Source organism: Streptomyces sp. AJS327 (assembly GCF_013450295.1).
Taxonomy (GTDB): Bacteria; Actinomycetota; Actinomycetes; order Streptomycetales; family Streptomycetaceae; genus Streptomyces.
Genome location: NZ_SKBR01000002.1, coordinates 1,731,155 through 1,749,925 on the forward strand (window position 1 = coordinate 1,731,155; position 18,771 = coordinate 1,749,925).

At 71.2% G+C, this 18,771-nt stretch carries 2 protein-coding genes; both read left to right on the top strand.

From position 1 onward, the window contains the following. Nucleotides 1-45: 45 nt before the first annotated feature. Nucleotides 46-5,778: a type I polyketide synthase gene (locus E0L36_RS16785; RefSeq protein WP_180929799.1), complete on the top strand. Its 5,733-nt coding sequence runs from the start codon at nucleotides 46-48 to the stop codon at nucleotides 5,776-5,778. A gap of 53 nt (nucleotides 5,779-5,831) precedes the next feature. After that, nucleotides 5,832-18,695, top strand: coding sequence for a type I polyketide synthase (locus tag E0L36_RS27740; RefSeq protein WP_258016190.1), 12,864 nt, complete (start codon nucleotides 5,832-5,834; stop codon nucleotides 18,693-18,695). Nucleotides 18,696-18,771 lie beyond the last annotated feature (76 nt).

Below are 18,771 nucleotides of genomic sequence, written 5' to 3' on the forward strand. Positions count from 1 at the left end.
CGGTGCCCCGCCCTTCACACCCCAGCCTTGTGGAGAACGTCGACGATGGCCCAGAACGAAGCAAAGCTCCTTGAGTACCTCAAGCGCGTCACCGCGGACCTGACCCAGACCCAGAACCGTCTCGCGGTGGCGGAGGAGCGGGACCACGAGCCCATCGCCATCGTCAGCATGGCCTGCCGCTACCCCGGCGACGTCCGTTCGCCGGAGGACCTGTGGCGGCTGGTCGACGAGGGTGGCGACGGGGTGGGGGCCTTCCCGGACAACCGCGGGTGGGACCTGGAGAACCTCTACGACCCCGACCCGGACCAGCACGGCAAGACGTACGTCCGCGAGGGCGGCTTCCTCCACCAGGCGAACGAGTTCGACGCGGACCTGTTCGGCATCTCCCCGCGAGAGGCGCTGGCGATGGACCCGCAGCAGCGGATCCTGCTGGAGGTGGTCTGGGAGGCGTTCGAGCGGGCGGGGATGCCCCCAACCTCCTTGCGGGGCACGGCTACTGGCGTCTTCGTCGGCTGCAACCCGCTCGACTACCGCTCCGGTATCCACGACATCCCCCTGGGCTTCGAGGGGCACCTCCTCACCGGCAGCGCGAGCAGCGTCGTCTCCGGCCGCATCTCCTACACCTTCGGTCTGGAGGGGCCCGCGCTCACCTTCGACACCGCCTGCTCCTCCTCCCTTACCGGTCTGCACCTCGCCTCCCAGTCGCTGCGCCGCCAGGAGTGCAGCCTGGCCGTGGCGGCCGGTGTCGCGGTCATGTCGACCTCGGACGAGTTCACCGGCTGGAGCCGCCAGCGGGGTCTGGCCGCGGATGGCCGGTGCAAGGCGTTCTCCTCCTCGGCCAACGGCATGGGCCTTGCCGAGGGGGTAGGAGTGGTGCTGCTGGAGCGCCTGTCCGACGCCCGTCGCAACGGACACCAGGTGCTCGGGCTGATCCGTGGCTCGGCCCTCAACCAGGACGGTGCCTCCAACGGCCTGACGGCCCCGAGCGGCCCCGCCCAGCAGCGCGTCATCAAGCAGGCCCTCGTCAACTGCCGCCTCACCACGGCCGACATCGACGTGGTGGAGGCGCACGGTACGGGGACCTCGCTGGGTGACCCGATCGAGGCGCAGGCGCTGCTGGCCACCTACGGCCAGGGCCGCCCGGAGGGGCGTCCGCTCTGGCTGGGCTCGGTGAAGTCGAACATCGGGCACGCCCAGGCCGCCGCCGGTATGGCCGGTGTCATCAAGATGGTGATGGCGATGCGTGCGGGTGTGCTGCCGCGCACGCTGCACGTGGATGAGCCCTCCCCGCACGTCGACTGGGAGTCGGGCGCGGTGGAGGTGCTGACCGAGGCGCGGCCCTGGGAGCCGAGCGAGGGCCCGCGCCGCGCGGCGGTCTCCGCCTTCGGAATCAGCGGCACCAACGTCCACGTCGTGCTGGAGCAGCCCGCGGAGGACGACGCGAAGGCGGGCCAGGAGTCGGTGAGGATAGTCCCGGGCGAGTCCGCCGACGTGGAGTCGGCCGCCGTTTCGGGTTCGGGTGTGGGGTCTGTGGTGCCGTGGGTGTTGTCGGGTGCGTCGTCGGCGGCGTTGGTGGGTCAGGCGGAGCGTTTGGTGGGTGTGGTGGCTGAGGGTGACTTCGCTGCGGTGGATGTGGGGTGGTCCCTGTCCTCGGGGCGTGCGGGGTTGGGGTCGCGTGGTGTGGTGTGGGGTTCGGATGTGGGTGGGTTGGTTGGTGGGTTGGGTGGGTTGGTTGCTGGTGGTGGTGTGAGTGGTGCTGTGGTGGAGGGTTCGGGTGTGGGGTGTGTGGTGGGTGGTGTGGTGGATGGTCGTACGGCGGTGATGTTTACGGGTCAGGGTGCGCAGCGTGCTCGTATGGGTGTGGAACTCGCTGATGAGTTCCCGGTGTTCGCGGCGGCTTTGGATGAGGTGTGTTCGGGGTTTGAGGGGTTGTTGCCGGGGTCGTTGGGTGAGGTGTTGTGGGCTGAGGAGGGTTCTGAGGTGGGGGGGTTGTTGGGGGAGACGGTGTTTACGCAGGCGGGGTTGTTCGCGGTGGAGGTGGCGTTGTGGCGGTTGGTGGAGTCGTGGGGTGTGCGGGCGGATTTTGTGATGGGTCATTCGATTGGTGAGGTGGCGGCGGCGTATGTGTCGGGTGTGTTCTCGTTGGAGGATGCGTGTCGGGTGGTGGCGGCGCGTGGTGGGTTGATGCAGGCGTTGCCGGAGGGTGGTGGGATGGTGTCGATCGCTGCTGGTGTTGGGTGGGTTGAGGAGTTGCTGTCTGGTGTGGGTGGGGGTGTGTCGGTGGCGGCGGTTAATGGTCCGGCTTCGGTGGTGGTTTCGGGTGAGTTGGGTGTGTTGGAGGAGGTTGTTGCTGGGTGTGAGGGTGTGGGGGTGAAGGCGCGGCGTTTGAGGGTTTCGCACGCGTTCCATTCGGTGTTGATGGAGCCGATGTTGGAGGAGTTTGGTCGGGTGTTGGAGGGGGTGGAGTTTGGTGTGCCGCGTATTCCGGTGGTCTCGAATGTGACGGGTGGGGTGGTGGGTGCTGAGGAGTTGTGTACTGCTTCGTATTGGGTGCGGCATGTGCGGGAGGCGGTGCGGTTCGCGGAGGGTGTGGAGTGGTTGGTGGGGGCGGGGGTGTCGCGGTTTGTGGAGTTGGGTCCGGATGCGGTGTTGTCGGGTATGGGGGCGGAGTGTGTTGAGGGTGACGGGACGCTGTTTGTTCCGGTGATGCGGCGTGGTCGGGGTGAGGTGGGTTGTGTGATGGAGGCGGTGTCGCGGTTGTGGGTGAGTGGGTTGTCGGTGGATTGGTCGGTGTTCTTCGAGGGGCGTGGGGCGCGTCGGGTGGAGCTGCCGACCTACGCCTTCCAGCGCGAGCACTTCTGGTTGGAGTCGGCTGCTGGTGTGTCGGATGTGAGTGGTGCGGGGTTGGACGCGGCCGAGCATCCGTTGTTGGGCGCGGCGGTGCGGTTGGCGTCGGACGGTGGGGTGGTGATGACGGGTCGGCTGTCGCTGCGCACGCATGGGTGGTTGGCGGATCACGCGGTGGCGGGGACGGTGTTGTTCCCGGGAACGGGCTTTGTGGAGTTGGCCGTTCGGGCGGGTGATGAGGTCGGCTGTGGGCAGGTGCGGGAGCTGACGCTCCAGTCGGCTCTGGCGGTGCCGGACAGCGGCGCGGTGCGGGTGCAGGTGACCGTGGGCGCGGAGGACGAGGACGGCGGTCGTTCCGTGGCCGTGCACTCCCAGCCCGAGAGCGATGGTGAGAGCCTGCCCTGGACGTGTCACGCGGAGGGTGTGTTGGTGGCGCAGGTGGGTGTGGTGTCTGAGGTGGGTGAGTTGGCGGGGGTGTGGCCGCCGGCTGGTGCGGAGGCGGTTGAGGTGTCCTCGTTCTACGACGACGCCGAGGCCAAGGGCTACGGCTACGGCCCGGCGTTCCAGGGGCTGCGGGCGGCGTGGCGGCGCGGCGACGAGATCTTCGCTGAGGTGGCGCTGCCCGAGGAACAGCAGGAGGAGGCAGCCCGGTTCGGGATGCACCCGGCCCTGCTGGACGCCGCGATTCATCCGCTGGGTGTCCGTACGGGGGAGGACTCGGAAACGGTCCAGCTGCCCTTCGCCTGGAGTGGCGTCACCCTGCACGCGACCGGCGCCTCCACACTGCGCGTCGCGTTGACGCTCCGCGAGGGGAGTGCGGAGCGGCTGTCCGTCGCGGTGGCGGACGTCGCCGGGCAGCCGGTCCTCACGGCGGAGAACCTGACGCTGCGCCCGCTGAACACCGATCAGCTCCCGGCCGCGCCGGTGCAGGGCAACCGTCTCTTCCAGGTCTCCTGGACCCTGGCGGACGGCTCGGGAACGGCCGACGACGTCGATGACGAGACCTTCGCTGAGGCGTGGGCGCTGCTCGGCGCCGACCCGATGGGGCTGGCGGCCGGTCTCCAGTACGCCGGGATGGCCGTCTCGACCTACGACGACCTGGCCGCCTTCACGGCGGTGCTGGACGGGGGAGTACCGGCCCCGGAGGTCGTGCTGGTCTCCTGCGTCAGCCCGGGGCCCGCCTCCGGCGGGGCGCTGCCGGACGCCGAGGCCGCCCACGCCGCGACACGGGACGCGCTCGCCTTGGCGCAGGCGTGGCTGGCGGATGAGCGGCTGTCCACGTCCCGGCTGGTCTTCGTCACCCGCAACGCCGTGGCCGTCACCGAGGGGGAGGACGTCGCTGACCTCGCGCACGCTCCGGTGTGGGGCCTGGTGCGCACGGCGCAGACGGAGAACCCGGAACGGTTCCTGATCATCGACGTGGACTCGGACGACATGCTGGACGGCGAGACCCTCGTCGAGGGCGTCTCCATGGCGCTGGCGGAGGGTTCCCCGCAGGCGGCGATCCGTGCGGACGAGGTGTACACCCCGTCGATCGTGCGGACCCCGGAGCCCGGTGTTCCGGGCGAGTCGCCGTGGCGGAGCGACGGCACCGTTCTCGTCACCGGCGGCACGGGCACGCTCGGGAGGCTCGTCGCCCGGCGGCTCGCCGGACAGCACGGGGTGCGCAGGCTCCTCCTCACCAGCCGCCGGGGACCGGACGCTCCCGGGGCCGACGCGCTCGTGGCCGACCTGGCCCAACTCGGGGCCGAGGCCGAGGTGATGGCCTGCGATCTCACCAACCGCGACGAACTGGCCGTACTCCTGGGGAAGATACCGACGGAGCACCCCCTCACCGGGGTCGTCCACACCGCGGGTGTCGTCGACGACGCGGTGCTGTCGGCCCTCACTCCGCAGCAGCTCGCGACAGTCCTGCGGCCCAAGGTGGACGCCGCGCTGAACCTTCACGAACTGACCCGGGACGCCGACCTCTCCGCCTTCGTGCTGTTCTCGTCGACGGCCGGTGTCTTCGGGGGGCCCGGACAGGGCAACTACGCGGCGGGCAACGCCTTCCTGGACGCGCTCGCCCACCACCGGCGCAGCCAGGGGCTGGCGGCCACGTCCGTCGCCTGGGGTCTGTGGGCCGAAGCGAGCGGCATGACCTCCGAGTTGGGCGAGGCGGACAGGGAGCGCATCAGCCGGACCGGTATCGCCCCGATGTCCTCGGAGACGGCGCTGACGCTGCTGGACACGGCGACCGCCTCGGGCGAGCCGCACTTCGTCGCCGTCGAGGTCAACATGGCGACCCTCCGGAAGAACGCCCAGGCCGGGGCGCTGCCCGCCATCCTGCGTGGCATCGTGCCGACGCCCGAGCGGAGGGTGTCGGCACGGGCCGAGGAGGCCGGTACCTCACTGACGCAGCGGATCGCGGGGCTGGACTCGAACGAACGACTCGCGTTCTTCCAGGAGTTGGTACGCGAGAACGTGGCGGAGGTGCTGGCACGCGGCGGGGCCCACGCGGTCGAGTCCACCCGGGACTTCTCCGACCTGGGCTTCGACTCGCTGACCTCGGTCGAGCTGCGGAACCGGCTGAGTGGTGCGACCGGACTCCAGCTGCCCGCCACCCTGGTCTTCGACTACCCCAACCCCGACGCACTCGCGGGCTACCTGCACGGTCAGATCCAGCCCGAGGAGACAGCCGAACCCACCGGTGTGTTCGGCGAGTTGGAGAAGCTGGAGGCCGCGTTCGACGCCGCGCCGATCGACGGGGAGAACCGTTCCGGGCTGCTGAAGCGTCTCCAGTCGCTGGTCTGGCGGCTGGAGAACGACGACTCCGGGGGCGACAGCGCGCGAGCCGGGAATGAGGAGCCGAACTCCGGGCCGGTGTCGCTCGACACGGCGACCGACGACGAGATGTTCGCCCTCATCAACAAGGAACTCGGCCTCGGCTGACCCGCCGCACGACTCGCCCCACCTCGCACCACACCTTGCCTGGAGACAAGTAGATGTCTGACAACGAAGCGAAGCTCCGCGACTACCTCAAGTTGGTCACGGCCGACCTCCAAGAGACGCGCCAGCGTCTCCAGCGGAACGAGGCCAAGAGCCGGGAGCCCATCGCCGTTGTGGGTATGGCCTGTCGCTACCCCGGTGGGGCCAGCTCCGCCGAGGAGTTGTGGCGGCTCGTGGAGCGGGGTGGGGACGGCATCACGCCCTTCCCCGTCAACCGTGGGTGGGACGAGGACCTGTACGACCCGGACCCGGACGCGAAGGGCAAGAGCTACGTCGTCGAGGGCGGATTCCTGCACGACGCCCCGGAGTTCGACGCCGAGTTCTTCGGCATCTCGCCGCGTGAGGCGCTGGCGATGGACCCGCAGCAGCGGCTGCTGCTGGAGACCACCTGGGAGGCGTTCGAGCAGGCGGGCATCGCCCCGACCTCGCTGCGCGGGCAGAACACCGGCGTGTTCGTCGGGGCGGCCAGCTTCGGCTACCTCACCGACATGCTGAACGCGCCCGACAGCGTGAGCGGCTTCTCCCTGACGGGCAACGCCACCAGCGTCCTGACCGGTCGGGTCGCCTACACCCTCGGGCTGGAGGGCCCGGCGGTGACGGTGGACACCGCCTGTTCCTCCTCGCTGGTGGCGCTGCACCTGGCCGTGCAGTCGCTGCGGAACGGCGAGTGCGCCATGGCGCTGGCCGGTGGCGTGACGATCATGCCCAGCCCGGGCGTGTTCGCCGAGTTCAGCCAGCAGCGCGGCCTGGCAGCCGATGGCCGCTGCAAGGCGTTCGGCGCCGGGGCGGACGGCACCGGCTGGGCGGAGGGCATCGGCCTGCTGGTGGTGGAGCGGCTGTCGGACGCGCGGCGGAACGGGCACAAGATCCTTGCTGTGGTGCGGGGTTCGGCGGTCAACCAGGACGGTGCGTCCAACGGCCTGACGGCGCCGAACGGTCCGTCCCAACAGCGGGTCATCGAGCGCGCGTTGGAGAGCGCCCGGCTCACCCCGCGCGATGTGGACGTGGTGGAGGCGCACGGTACGGGGACCTCGTTGGGTGACCCGATCGAGGCGCAGGCGCTGCTGGCCACCTACGGCCAGGACCGTCCCGAGGGCCGTCCGCTGTGGCTGGGCTCCGTCAAGTCCAACATCGGCCACACCCAGGCGGCGGCGGGTGTGGCGGGCGTCATCAAGATGATCATGGCCATGCGCGAGGGCGTCCTCCCGCGCACCCTGCACGCCGACGAGCCCACCCCGCACGTCGACTGGACCGCGGGCGAACTCGAACTGCTCACCGAACAGCGGGAGTGGACGCCCCAGGGCGACGCGGGCCTCCGACGCGCCGCGGTCTCCTCCTTCGGCATGTCCGGCACCAACTCCCACGTGATCCTGGAGTCGGCTCCGGCGGATGCGGAGCCGGACGCCGTGGTGGTGTCCGGCGGCGAGGGTCTGTCGGGTTCGCCGGTGTTGCCGTGGCTGGTGTCCGCGCGTTCGGCGGATGCGCTGTCGGCGCAGGCCGCTCGGCTCTCGTCGGCTGTGGCCGACGTTGACCCTGTCGACGTGGGCTGGAGTCTGCTCTCCTCGCGTTCGGTGCTGGAGCACCGTGCGGTGGTGTGGGGTGCGGAGTCGACGGAGCTGAACTCCGGCCTGGCGGCGCTGGGTTCGGACGGGGTGGCGGGCAACGTGGTGTCCGGCTCCGTCGATTCTGGTGCGGGTTCGGGTGTGGTGTTTGTGTTCCCGGGTCAGGGTTCGCAGTGGGTGGGGATGGGTCGTGGGTTGTTGGAGTCCTCGCCGGTGTTCGCGGAGCGGTTGGCTGAGTGTGAGGCGGCGTTGGCGGCGTATGTGGGGTGGTCGTTGCGTGAGGTGTTGTGTGGTGTGGATGAGGGGTGGATGGAGCGGGTGGATGTGGTCCAGCCGGTTCTGTGGGGTGTGATGGTCTCCCTGGCGTCTGTGTGGGAGTCGCTGGGTGTTACTCCGTCGGCTGTGGTGGGTCATTCGCAGGGTGAGATCGCGGCTGCTGTGGTGGCGGGTGCGTTGAGCGTGGAGGACGGCGCTCGTGTGGTGGCGTTGCGTTCGCGGTTGATCGGTGAGGTGCTGGCTGGTGGTGGCGGGATGGTGTCGGTCGCGGAGGGTTTGGAGTGGGCCGAGGCTGCCGTCGAGAGCGTGGAGGGCGTCTCCGTCGCCGCCGTGAACGGTCCTTCGGCGACGGTGGTGGCGGGCACGGTCTCTGGTCTGGAGGCGTTGGTGGCCCGGGCGGAGGGTGAGGGTGTGCGGGCGCGTTGGGTGCCGGTGGACTACGCCTCGCACAGCATCCAGGTGGAGGCGATTGAGGAGCGGTTGCGGGAGGTGCTGGCCGGGGTTGCCCCGCGTGAGGCGCGCGTCCCGGTGGTGTCGGCGGTCACCGGTGAGGTGATCGATGGCACGGGGATGGATGGGGAGTACTGGTACACGAACCTGCGTCAGCGTGTGCGCTTCAGTGAGGCGGTCAACGTGGCGCTGGGCATGGGCTGTTCACGCGCTATCGAGGTGAGTGCGCATCCGGTGCTGACGATGGGTGTGGAGGCCATCGCCGAGGAGGCCGGTATCGAGGCCACCGTGGTCGGCACGCTGCGCCGCCAGGAGGACGAGAACGCCCGACTGATCGCGAACGCGGCCGAGTTGTGGGTACGCGGCGCCGAGATCGACTGGACCGCGGTGTACGCGGGCCGCGCGGCCAACCGGGTCGAGCTGCCCACCTACGCCTTCCAGCACCAGCGGTACTGGCTGGAGGAGTCGGCCGGTAGCGGGGACGTGAGCGGCGCCGGACTGACCGCCGCCGAACACCCGTTGCTGGGTGCGGCGGTGAGCCTTGCCTCGGGTGATGGTGTGATGCTGACGGGCCGGTTGTCGTTGCGTACGCATCCGTGGCTGGCGGATCACGCGGTCGCCGGTACCGTCCTGTTCCCGGGAACGGGCTTTGTGGAGTTGGCCGTTCGGGCCGGCGACGAAGTCGGTTGCGGTCAGCTGAGTGAGCTGACGCTCCAGGCCCCGCTGGTGCTGCCCGAACAGGGCGCCGTGCAGTTGCAGGTCGCCGTGGGGGCACCGGACGCCGCCACGGGCGACCGGGGGCTGACCATCCACTCCCGCCCTGAGGGGGACGGGAACCAGCCCTGGGTCTGCCATGCCGAGGGTCTGCTCTCCGTCGCGGTGCCGTCGGTTTCCGAGGTCGACCTGACGGTGTGGCCGCCGCAGGGCGCCCAGGCCGTGGACGTGTCGGAGTTCTACGGGAACGCTGGAGCGGCGGGGTACGGCTACGGCCCCGTGTTCCAGGGGCTGCGGGCGGCGTGGACGCGGCAGGACGAGGTCTTCGCGGAACTCGCGCTGGCCGAGGAACAGCAGGCGGAGGCGGGGCGGTTCGGGCTCCACCCGGCGCTGCTCGACGCCGCTCTCCAGGCCATCGGCCTCGGCTCGTTCGGAGAGCCGGAAGACGGCGCGATGCGGCTGCCGTTCGGCTGGTCGGACGTGACGCTGCTGGCTTCCGGCGCCAGGGCGGCCCGGGTTCGGCTCGCGCCCGCCGGGTCGGAGGCCGTCTCGATCGATCTGACGGACGTCAGCGGCCGTCCGGTGGCGCACGTCGGCTCGCTCATGCTGCGGCCCGTGCGCCCGGAACAGTTGACGCTCACCGAAGCGGCCACGCGGGACGACGAGGGGCTCTTCGCGCTCCGCTGGGACACCTCGTCGCGGGTGGCGGCCTCCGAGAGCCAGCCCGCGTGGGCGATCGTGGGCGACGACGTACTGGGAGTGGGCGGAGCCATCGGTGGCGTCGGGATCGCCCTCGGCTCGTTCCCCGAACTCACCGCGCTGCGCGCCTCCGTTGACGCGGGTGTTCCGGCCCCGCCCCTCGTCGTCACCACTCCGTCCCCGGGCCAACTCGCCCCCGGTGACGGTCTGTCGCGGGCGGCCGAGCGAACGGCGAGTGAACTGCTCGGCCTCGTCCAGGAGTGGCTGGCCGACGACGCGCTGGCCGACTCCCGACTCGTCGTCGTCACCCGGGGCGCGGTGGCGACGCGGACCGGCGAGGACGTGACGGACCTGACCGCCGCCGCCGTCTGGGGCCTGGTGCGCACCGCGCAACAGGAGGCCCCCGGGCGGTTCCTGCTCGTCGACCTCTGCCCGGTGGAGGACGCGGCGGACGACCTCGCGGACGCGGTGGCCACGGCGCTCGCGGCCGACGAGTCGCAGATCGCCGTGCGCGGCGGCGAGTTGCTGGTACCGCGGCTGAACCGGGCCGACACCGGTGGCGCGCTGGTGCCCCCGCGCGGCGTGGACGCCTGGCGGCTGGACACCACTGCCTCCGGCACCCTGGAGGGGGTGCGGCTGCTGCCCGCCCCGGAGGCCGCCGCCGAACTGGCGCCGGGGACGGTGCGTATCGCCGTCCGGGCGACCGGTGTGAACTTCCGAGATGTGCTCATCGGCCTCGGCATGGTCCCGGACCAGACGGTCATGGGCAGCGAGTGCGCGGGCGTGGTGCTGGAGGTCGGTCCGGGCGTCACTTCGCTGGCTCCCGGAGACCGGGTCGTCGGTGTGTTCCACGGCGGATTCGGCCCGTTGGCGGTCACCGACGCGCGCATGGTGGCGCGCATACCCGATGGCTGGTCGTTCGAGCGGGCCGCCTCGGTGCCGGTGGTGTTCCTCACCGCCTACTACGGGTTGCGGGACCTCGCCGGTGTCGGCGCCGGGCAGACGGTGCTGGTGCACGCGGGCGCCGGTGGTGTGGGGATGGCGGCGATCCAGCTGGCACGCCACTGGGGTGCTCGGGTGCTGGCGACGGCCAGCCCCGGCAAGTGGGATGTGCTGCGGGGCCTGGGCCTGTCGGATGAGGAGATCGCCTCGTCCCGCGACCTGGACTTCCGGGACGCCTTCCGCGAGGTGACCGGCGGTGCCGGTGTCGACGTGGTGCTCAACTCCCTCGCCCGGGAGTACGTCGACGCCTCCCTCGAACTCCTCCCGAGTGGCGGCCAGTTCCTGGAGATGGGCAAGACCGACAAGCGTGACGCGGAGCGCGTGGCCCGCGAGCACGAGGGCGTCCGGTACCTCGCGTACGACCTCGGCGAGGCCGGTCCCGACCGGATCGGGGAGATGCTGAACGAGGTCATCTCCCTCCTCGAAAGCGGGGAACTCACCCACCTCCCCGTCACGACCTGGGACGTGCGCCGGGGCCCCGAGGCGTTCCGCCACATGAGCCAGGCGAAGCACGTCGGCAAGGTCGTCCTCACCACCCCGCCCGCGCTGAACCCGCGCGGCACCGTCCTCATCACCGGTGGCACCGGCACGCTCGGATCGCTGCTGGCACGCCACCTGGTGACCGAGTACGGAGTGCGCCACCTGCTGCTCACCAGCCGTCAGGGCACGTCGGCGCCCGGGGCCGGGGAACTGGTCGCGGAGCTGGCGGAACACGGCGCGACGGCGGAGGTCGTGGCGTGTGACGCCGCCGACCGGGAGGCGCTGGCGGCCGTCCTCGACGCCATCCCCCAGGACCGTCCCCTGACCGGAGTGGTGCACGCGGCCGGGGTGCTGGCCGACGGTGTCCTCACCTCCCTCACATCCGACCAACTCAGCTACGTGTGGCGGCCGAAGGTGGACGCCGCGGTCAACCTGCACGAGCTGACCCGCGACGCCGACCTCGGTATGTTCGTGCTCTACTCCTCCGCCGCCGGTGTTCTCGGCGGACTGGGACAGGGCAACTACACCGCCGCCAACGTCTTCCTGGACGCGCTGGCCCACCACCGCCGGGCCCAGGGCCTTCCCGCCGCCTCCCTGGCGTGGGGACTGTGGGAGCAGGCCAGCGCCATGACCGGCCACCTGGTGGAGGAGGACATCGACCGGGTCGCCAAGAACGGCTTCATCCCCCTCACCAACGAGGCGGGCATGCGGTTCTTCGACTCCGCGGTCCTCCGGGACGAGGCGCTCTTCGTCGCCTTGGACGTCGACCTGCCCGCCCTGCGCGCCGCGCTGGGCGACACCGTGGCGCCGTTGCTGCGGAGCATCGTCCGGGGTGGCACGGCGCGCCGCGCGGTCGAGGCCGGAACCGAGCAGTCGAGCACCCTCGCCGACCGGCTCGCGAGCATGACCACGGACGAACGGGAGCGCTTCCTCCTCGACCTGGTGCGCACCCATGTGGCCGCCGTGCTGGGGCACGCCGACGCCGGGGCCATCCCCACGGAACGCCCCTTCAAGGAACTGGGTTTCGACTCCCTCACCGCGGTCGAACTGCGGAACCGGCTAAACGCGGCCACCGGGCTGCGCCTGCCCGCCGCGCTCATCTTCGACCACCCGTCCCCGGGCGCGGTCGCCGCGTACGTGGCGGGTGAACTGTCCGGCGTGGAGACGGAGTCCACCGTCCGGCGGCCCACCGGCACGACCACGGCTACCGGCGACGACGAGCCCATCGCCGTCGTGGGGATGGCCTGCCGCCTGCCAGGTGGAGTGGCCTCCCCGGAGGACCTGTGGCGGCTGGTGGCCGAGGGTCAGGACGGTGTCACGCCGTTCCCCACCGACCGCGGCTGGGACGAGGACCTGTACGACGCGGACCCGGACGCGCCGGGCAAGAGCTACGTCGTCGAGGGCGGATTCCTGCACGACGCCCCGGAGTTCGACGCGGACTTCTTCGGCATCTCGCCGCGCGAGGCGTTGGCGATGGACCCCCAGCACCGGCTCGTGCTGGAGACCTCCTGGGAGGCCGTCGAGCACGCCGGGATCGTCCCCGCGTCCCTGCGGCGCAGCCAGACCGGCGTCTTCGTCGGCGCGTTGACCTCGGGCTACATGTCCCGCCTGAACGCGGTCCCCGAGACGGTGACCGGCTTCGTCGGCACCGGCAACATGCTCAGTGTCATCTCCGGCCGGGTCGCCTACCAGCTCGGTCTGGAGGGCCCGGCGGTGACGGTGGACACCGCCTGTTCCTCCTCGCTGGTGGCCCTGCACATGGCCGTCCAGTCGCTGCGCAACGGGGAGTGTGACCTCGCCCTGACGGGTGGCGTCACCCTCATGTGCAGCACCGACAGTTTCGTGGAGATGAGCCAGCAGCGTGGCCTCGCCGGGGACGGCCGGTGTAAGGCGTTCTCGGGTGCCGCCGACGGTTTCGGTCCGGCGGAGGGCGTGGGTGTCCTGGTGGTGGAGCGGTTGTCGGACGCCGTGCGGAACGGGCACAACGTCCTTGCTGTGGTGCGGGGTTCGGCGATCAACCAGGATGGTGCGTCCAACGGTCTGACCGCGCCCAACGGCCCGTCGCAGCAGCGCGTCATCAAGCAGGCGCTCGCCAACGCCGGGCTCTCCGCGGGCGACGTGGACGCCATCGAGGCGCACGGCACCGGCACCACCCTGGGTGACCCCATCGAGGCGCAGGCGCTGCTGGCCACCTACGGCAAGGACCGTCCCGAGGACCGTCCGCTGTGGCTGGGCTCCATCAAGTCCAACATCGGGCACACGCAGGCGGCGGCGGGTGTGGCGGGCGTCATCAAGATGGTGATGGCCATGCGCGAGGGCGTTCTTCCGCGCACCCTGCACGTGGACGAGCCGTCCCCGCACATCGAGTGGGCCACGGGCCGGATCGAACTGCTGACGGAAGAGCGCGAGTGGGCCAGCCCGGAGGGCCAGCCGCGTCGGGCGGGTGTGTCCTCGTTCGGTATCAGTGGCACGAACGCGCACGTGATCGTGGAGTCGGCTCCGGCGGAGACTGAGCGTGGTGCGGTGGTGGTGTCCGGCGGCGAGGGTCTGTCGGGTTCGCGGGTGTTGCCGTGGTTGGTGTCCGCGCGTTCGGCGGATGCGTTGGCGGCGCAGGCCGCTCGGCTGTCGGCGGCTGTGGGCGCGGGCGATCCGGTGGATGTGGGCTGGAGTCTGCTCTCCTCGCGTTCGGTGCTGGAGCACCGTGCGGTGGTGTGGGGTGCGCAGTCGGCTGAACTGAGCGCTGGTCTGGGCGCGTTGGGCTCGGGCGGGGTGGCCGGGAACGTGGTTTCCGGCACGGTCGACGCCGGTGCGGGTTCGGGTGTGGTGTTTGTGTTCCCGGGTCAGGGTTCGCAGTGGGTGGGGATGGGTCGTGGGTTGTTGGAGTCCTCGCCGGTGTTCGCGGAGCGGTTGGCTGAGTGTGAGGCGGCGTTGGCGGCGTATGTGGGGTGGTCGTTGCGTGAGGTGTTGTGTGGTGTGGATGAGGGGTGGATGGAGCGGGTGGATGTGGTCCAGCCGGTTCTGTGGGGTGTGATGGTCTCCCTGGCGTCTGTGTGGGAGTCGCTGGGTGTTACTCCGTCGGCTGTGGTGGGTCATTCGCAGGGTGAGATCGCGGCTGCTGTGGTGGCGGGTGCGTTGAGCGTGGAGGACGGCGCTCGTGTGGTGGCGTTGCGTTCGCGGTTGATCGGTGAGGTGCTGGCTGGTGGTGGCGGGATGGTGTCGGTCGCGGAGGGTTTGGAGTGGGCCGAGGCTGCCGTCGAGAGCGTGGAGGGCGTCTCGGTGGCGGCCGTGAACGGTCCTTCGGCGACGGTGGTGGCGGGCACGGTGGCTGGTCTGGAGGCGTTGGTGGCTCGGGCGGAGGGTGAGGGTGTGCGGGCGCGTTGGGTGCCGGTGGACTACGCCTCGCACAGCATCCAGGTGGAGGCGATTGAGGAGCGGTTGCGGGAGGTGCTGGCCGGGGTTGCCCCGCGTGAGGCGCGCGTCCCGGTGGTGTCGGCGGTCACCGGTGAGGTGATCGATGGCACGGGGATGGATGGGGAGTACTGGTACACGAACCTGCGTCAGCGTGTGCGCTTCAGTGAGGCGGTCAACGTGGCGCTGGGCATGGGCTGTTCACGCGCTATCGAGGTGAGTGCCCACCCGGTGCTGACGATGGGTGTGGAGGCCATCGCCGAGGAGGCCGGTATCGAGGCCACCGTGGTTGGGACGTTGCGGCGTGATGAGGAGGAGAACGCCCGACTGATCGCGAACGCGGCCGAGTTGTGGGTGCACGGCGTCGAGATCGACTGGACCGCGGTGTACGCGGGCCGCGCGGCCAACCGGGTCGAGCTGCCCACCTACGCCTTCCAGCGCGAGCGGTACTGGCTGGAGGAGTCGGCCGGTAGCGGGGACGTGAGCGGCGCCGGACTGACCGCCGCCGAACACCCGCTGCTGGGTGCGGCGGTGAGCCTCGCCTCCGGTGATGGTGTGATGCTGACGGGCCGGCTGTCGTTGCGTACGCATCCGTGGCTGGCCGAGCACGCGGTGGGCGGGACGGTCCTGCTGCCGGGAACGGGCTTTGTGGAGTTGGCCGTTCGGGCGGGCGACGAGGTCGGCTGTGGCCACGTACGGGAGTTGACGTTGCAGGCGCCGCTGATCCTGCCGGAGCAGGGCGCCGTCCAGTTGCAGATCGTGGTGGGCGCCTCCGACCCCGCCGGACAGCGTGAACTGCTGGTGTACGCGCGGCCGGAGGGCGTGGAGCAGGACCGGCCCTGGACGCTGCACGCCGAGGGGCTGCTCGCTCCGGAACCGGCGGGCGAGACGGCCGGGACGGATCTCGCCGCCTGGCCGCCCCCGGCGGCCGAGGCGATCGACGTCTCCGGTTTCTACGCACAGGCGGAGGCCGCGGGGTATGGCTACGGGCCCACGTTCCAGGGGTTGCGGGCCGTGTGGCGGCGCGATGGTGAGGTGTTCGCCGAGGTCGCGCTGCCCGAGGGCGGGCAGAAGGAGGCGGCCGGGTTCGGTCTGCATCCCGCGCTGCTCGACGCCGCGCTGCACGCGATCGGTTTCGGTGACTTCGGCGGTCCGGCGGACGCCGTACGACTCCCGTTCGCCTGGACCGGGGTGTCCCTCTTCGCCGGGGGAGCGGACCGGCTCCGGGTGCACATCACGCGTGCCGGAGACGACGCGCTGACGGTGCGTGTCGCGGACGCCGGGGGAGCCCCCGTCGGGACGATCGGCTCGCTCGTCCTGCGCGCTGTCTCCGCCGAACAGCTGGCGGCCGCCAACGCACCTGGCAACGACGCGCTGTTCACCGTGGCGTGGATGCCGTTCGCCGTTCCCGAGGCGACGCGCGACAGCACCGGCTGGGCCGCGCTGGGCGATGACGACCAGGTCGTCGAGGCCCCGCGCTACGCGGAGTTGGCGAACCTGACCGAGGCGCTGGACGGCGGTGCCACCGCACCCGAGGTGGTGCTCCACACTCCGCCGGCGGTGACCCCGGCCGACGGTCTCGCGGACTCGGCGCTGCGCCGTACCACCGAACTGCTTGACCTGGTGCGGAGTTGGCTGGCGGACGAGCGGCTGGCGGACAGCCGTCTCGTCGTCGTCACCCGGGGTGCCGTTCCGGCGGGCAACGGGGCCGAGGCCGACCTGGCCGGGGCACCGCTGTGGGGTCTGATCCGCTCGGCGCAGTCGGAGAACCCCGACCGCTTCCTGCTGCTCGACCTGGACAGCGCGCCTACCGCCGACGGTGTCCCGGTCGCGGCCGCGATCCAGGCCGCGTTGGACTCCGGGGAGACCCAACTCGCCCTGCGCGGCGCCGAGGTGCTGACTCCCCGCCTGGTGCGCGCCGGTACGACGGGGGCGCTGGTGCCGCCCGCCGGGACGGACGTCTGGCGGCTGGACACCGAGGGCAGCGGCACGTTCGACGGGCTGACGCTTCTCCCGGTACCGCAGGCGAGCGAGCCCCTCGCGCCGGGCACGGTGCGTATCGGGGTGCGGGCGACGGGCGTGAACTTCCGCGACGTCCTCATCGGGCTGGGCATGGTCCCCGGCCAGACGATCATGGGTAGTGAGGGTGCCGGTGTGGTGCTCGAAGTCGGCCCGGACGTCGAGGACTTCGCGCCGGGCGACCGGGTTTTCGGCCTCATGGGTGGCTGCTTCGGCCCGCTGGCCGTCGCGGACCGCCGGGAGATCGCCCGGATACCGGAGGGCTGGTCCTTCGACCAGGCGGCGTCGGTGCCGGTGGTGTTCCTGACCGCGTACTACGGCCTGGTGGACCTGGCGGGAGTGCGCGCGGGGCAGACGGTACTGGTGCACGCGGGCGCCGGTGGTGTGGGCATGGCCGCGGTGCAGCTGGCGCGGCACTTCGGCGCGCGGGTGCTGGCGACGGCCAGCCCCGGCAAGTGGGATGTGCTGCGGGGCCTGGGCCTGTCGGATGAGGAGATCGCCTCGTCGCGGGACCTGGACTTCCGGGACGCCTTCAAGGAGGCGACCGGCGGCGCCGGGGTGGACGTGGTACTCAACTCCCTGGCCCGGGAGTACGTCGACGCCTCCCTCGAACTCCTGCCACACGGCGGTCAGTTCCTGGAGCTGGGCAAGACCGACATCCGTGACCCCGAGCAGATCGCCCAGCGGCTTCCCGAGGTTCGGTACCAGGCGTACGACCTCCGCGAAGCCGGTTCGGACCGCATCGGCGAGATGCTGCGCACCGTCGTGGACCTCTTCGCGCGGGGCGCGCTGGAGCCGTTGCCGGTGCGGGGTTGGGATGTGCGGCGGGCTCCGGAGGCGTTCCGGTTCATGAGTCAGGCGCGGCATGTGGGCAAGGTGGTGCTGCGGATGCCGCGTGTGCTGGACGCGGGCGGGACGGTGTTGGTGACCGGTGGTACGGGGACGTTGGGGTCGTTGCTGGCGCGGCATCTGGTGGCTGAACACGGGGTGCGGAGCCTGGTGTTGACCAGTCGCAGTGGTCTTGAGGCGCCGGGTGCCGGGGAGTTGGTGGCGGAGCTGGCGGAGGCGGGTGCCGTCGCCGAGGTGGTGGCCTGTGACGCGGCCGACCGGGACGAGCTGGCGGGGGTGCTGGCCTCCATACCGGCCGAGCGCCCGCTGACGGGCGTCGTCCACACCGCGGGCGTCCTCGCAGACGGCATGCTCGGTTCCCAGACCGTCGAGACGCTGGAGCACGTCTGGCGGCCGAAGGTGGACGCCGCCCTGAACCTGCACGAGCTGACCCGCGACCTGGACCTGGACCTGTTCGCGCTCTACTCCTCGGCCGCCGGCGTCTTCGGCGGCTCGGGGCAGGCCAACTACGCGGCGGCCAACGTCTTCCTGGACGCCCTCGCCCACCACCGCCGCGCCCAGGGACTGCCCGCCACCTCGCTGGCCTGGGGCCTGTGGGAGCAGGCCAGCGCCATGACGGGCCACCTCGACGAGCGGGACCTCGGACGGGCCAGCCAGGACGGCGTCTCACCGCTGTCCTCGGAGACCGGACTCGCGCTGTTCGACGCGGCCCACCGTGTCGACGACGCCCTCTCGGTCCCGATCCACCTGGACCTCGCCGCCCTGCGCGCCGGAGCCCAGACCCCGGGTGCCGTTCCGGCGCTGTTCCGCGCACTGGTGCGGGTCACCGGCCGTGGCCAGGTGGCCGAACGCGGCGCGACGGACGGCGGGGCGGGCTTCGCCGCCCGGCTCGCGAACCTCGACCCCGCCGAACGTGAGCACCAGGTACTGGAGTTGGTGCGCACCCACGTCGCGGCGGTCCTGGGCCGCTCCGCGGGCCAGACCGTCGAGCCGAACCGCCCGTTCAAGGACCTCGGGTTCGACAGCCTCACCGCTGTCGAGCTGCGGAACCGGCTCGGCTCCGCGACGGGACTGCGGCTCGCCGCCACGGTCGTCTTCGACCAGCCCACCCCGAGGGCCCTCAGTACCCACATCCTCGGCCAGGTCGTCCCGGACGACGCGGAGAGCGCCGCCGACCCGGAGGCGACCGGCCAGGACATCGCGGACGCGGAGCTGAGCCGGGCCCTGGCCAGCATCCCCACCCAACGCCTGCGTGACGCCGGGCTCGTCGAGACGCTGATGCGCCTCGCGCGCGCCGAAGCGGAAACCGAAACCACCACCGACGACGGACCCACGGACGCCATCGCGGACATGGAGGTCGACGACCTCGTGCGCATGGCCCTCGGGGATGTCGACTCCTGAGACGACTGACCCGAGATACGGAGAGCACCATGAGCAACCCCACCGGAAACGACAAGGTCGTCGCCGCGTTGCGTGC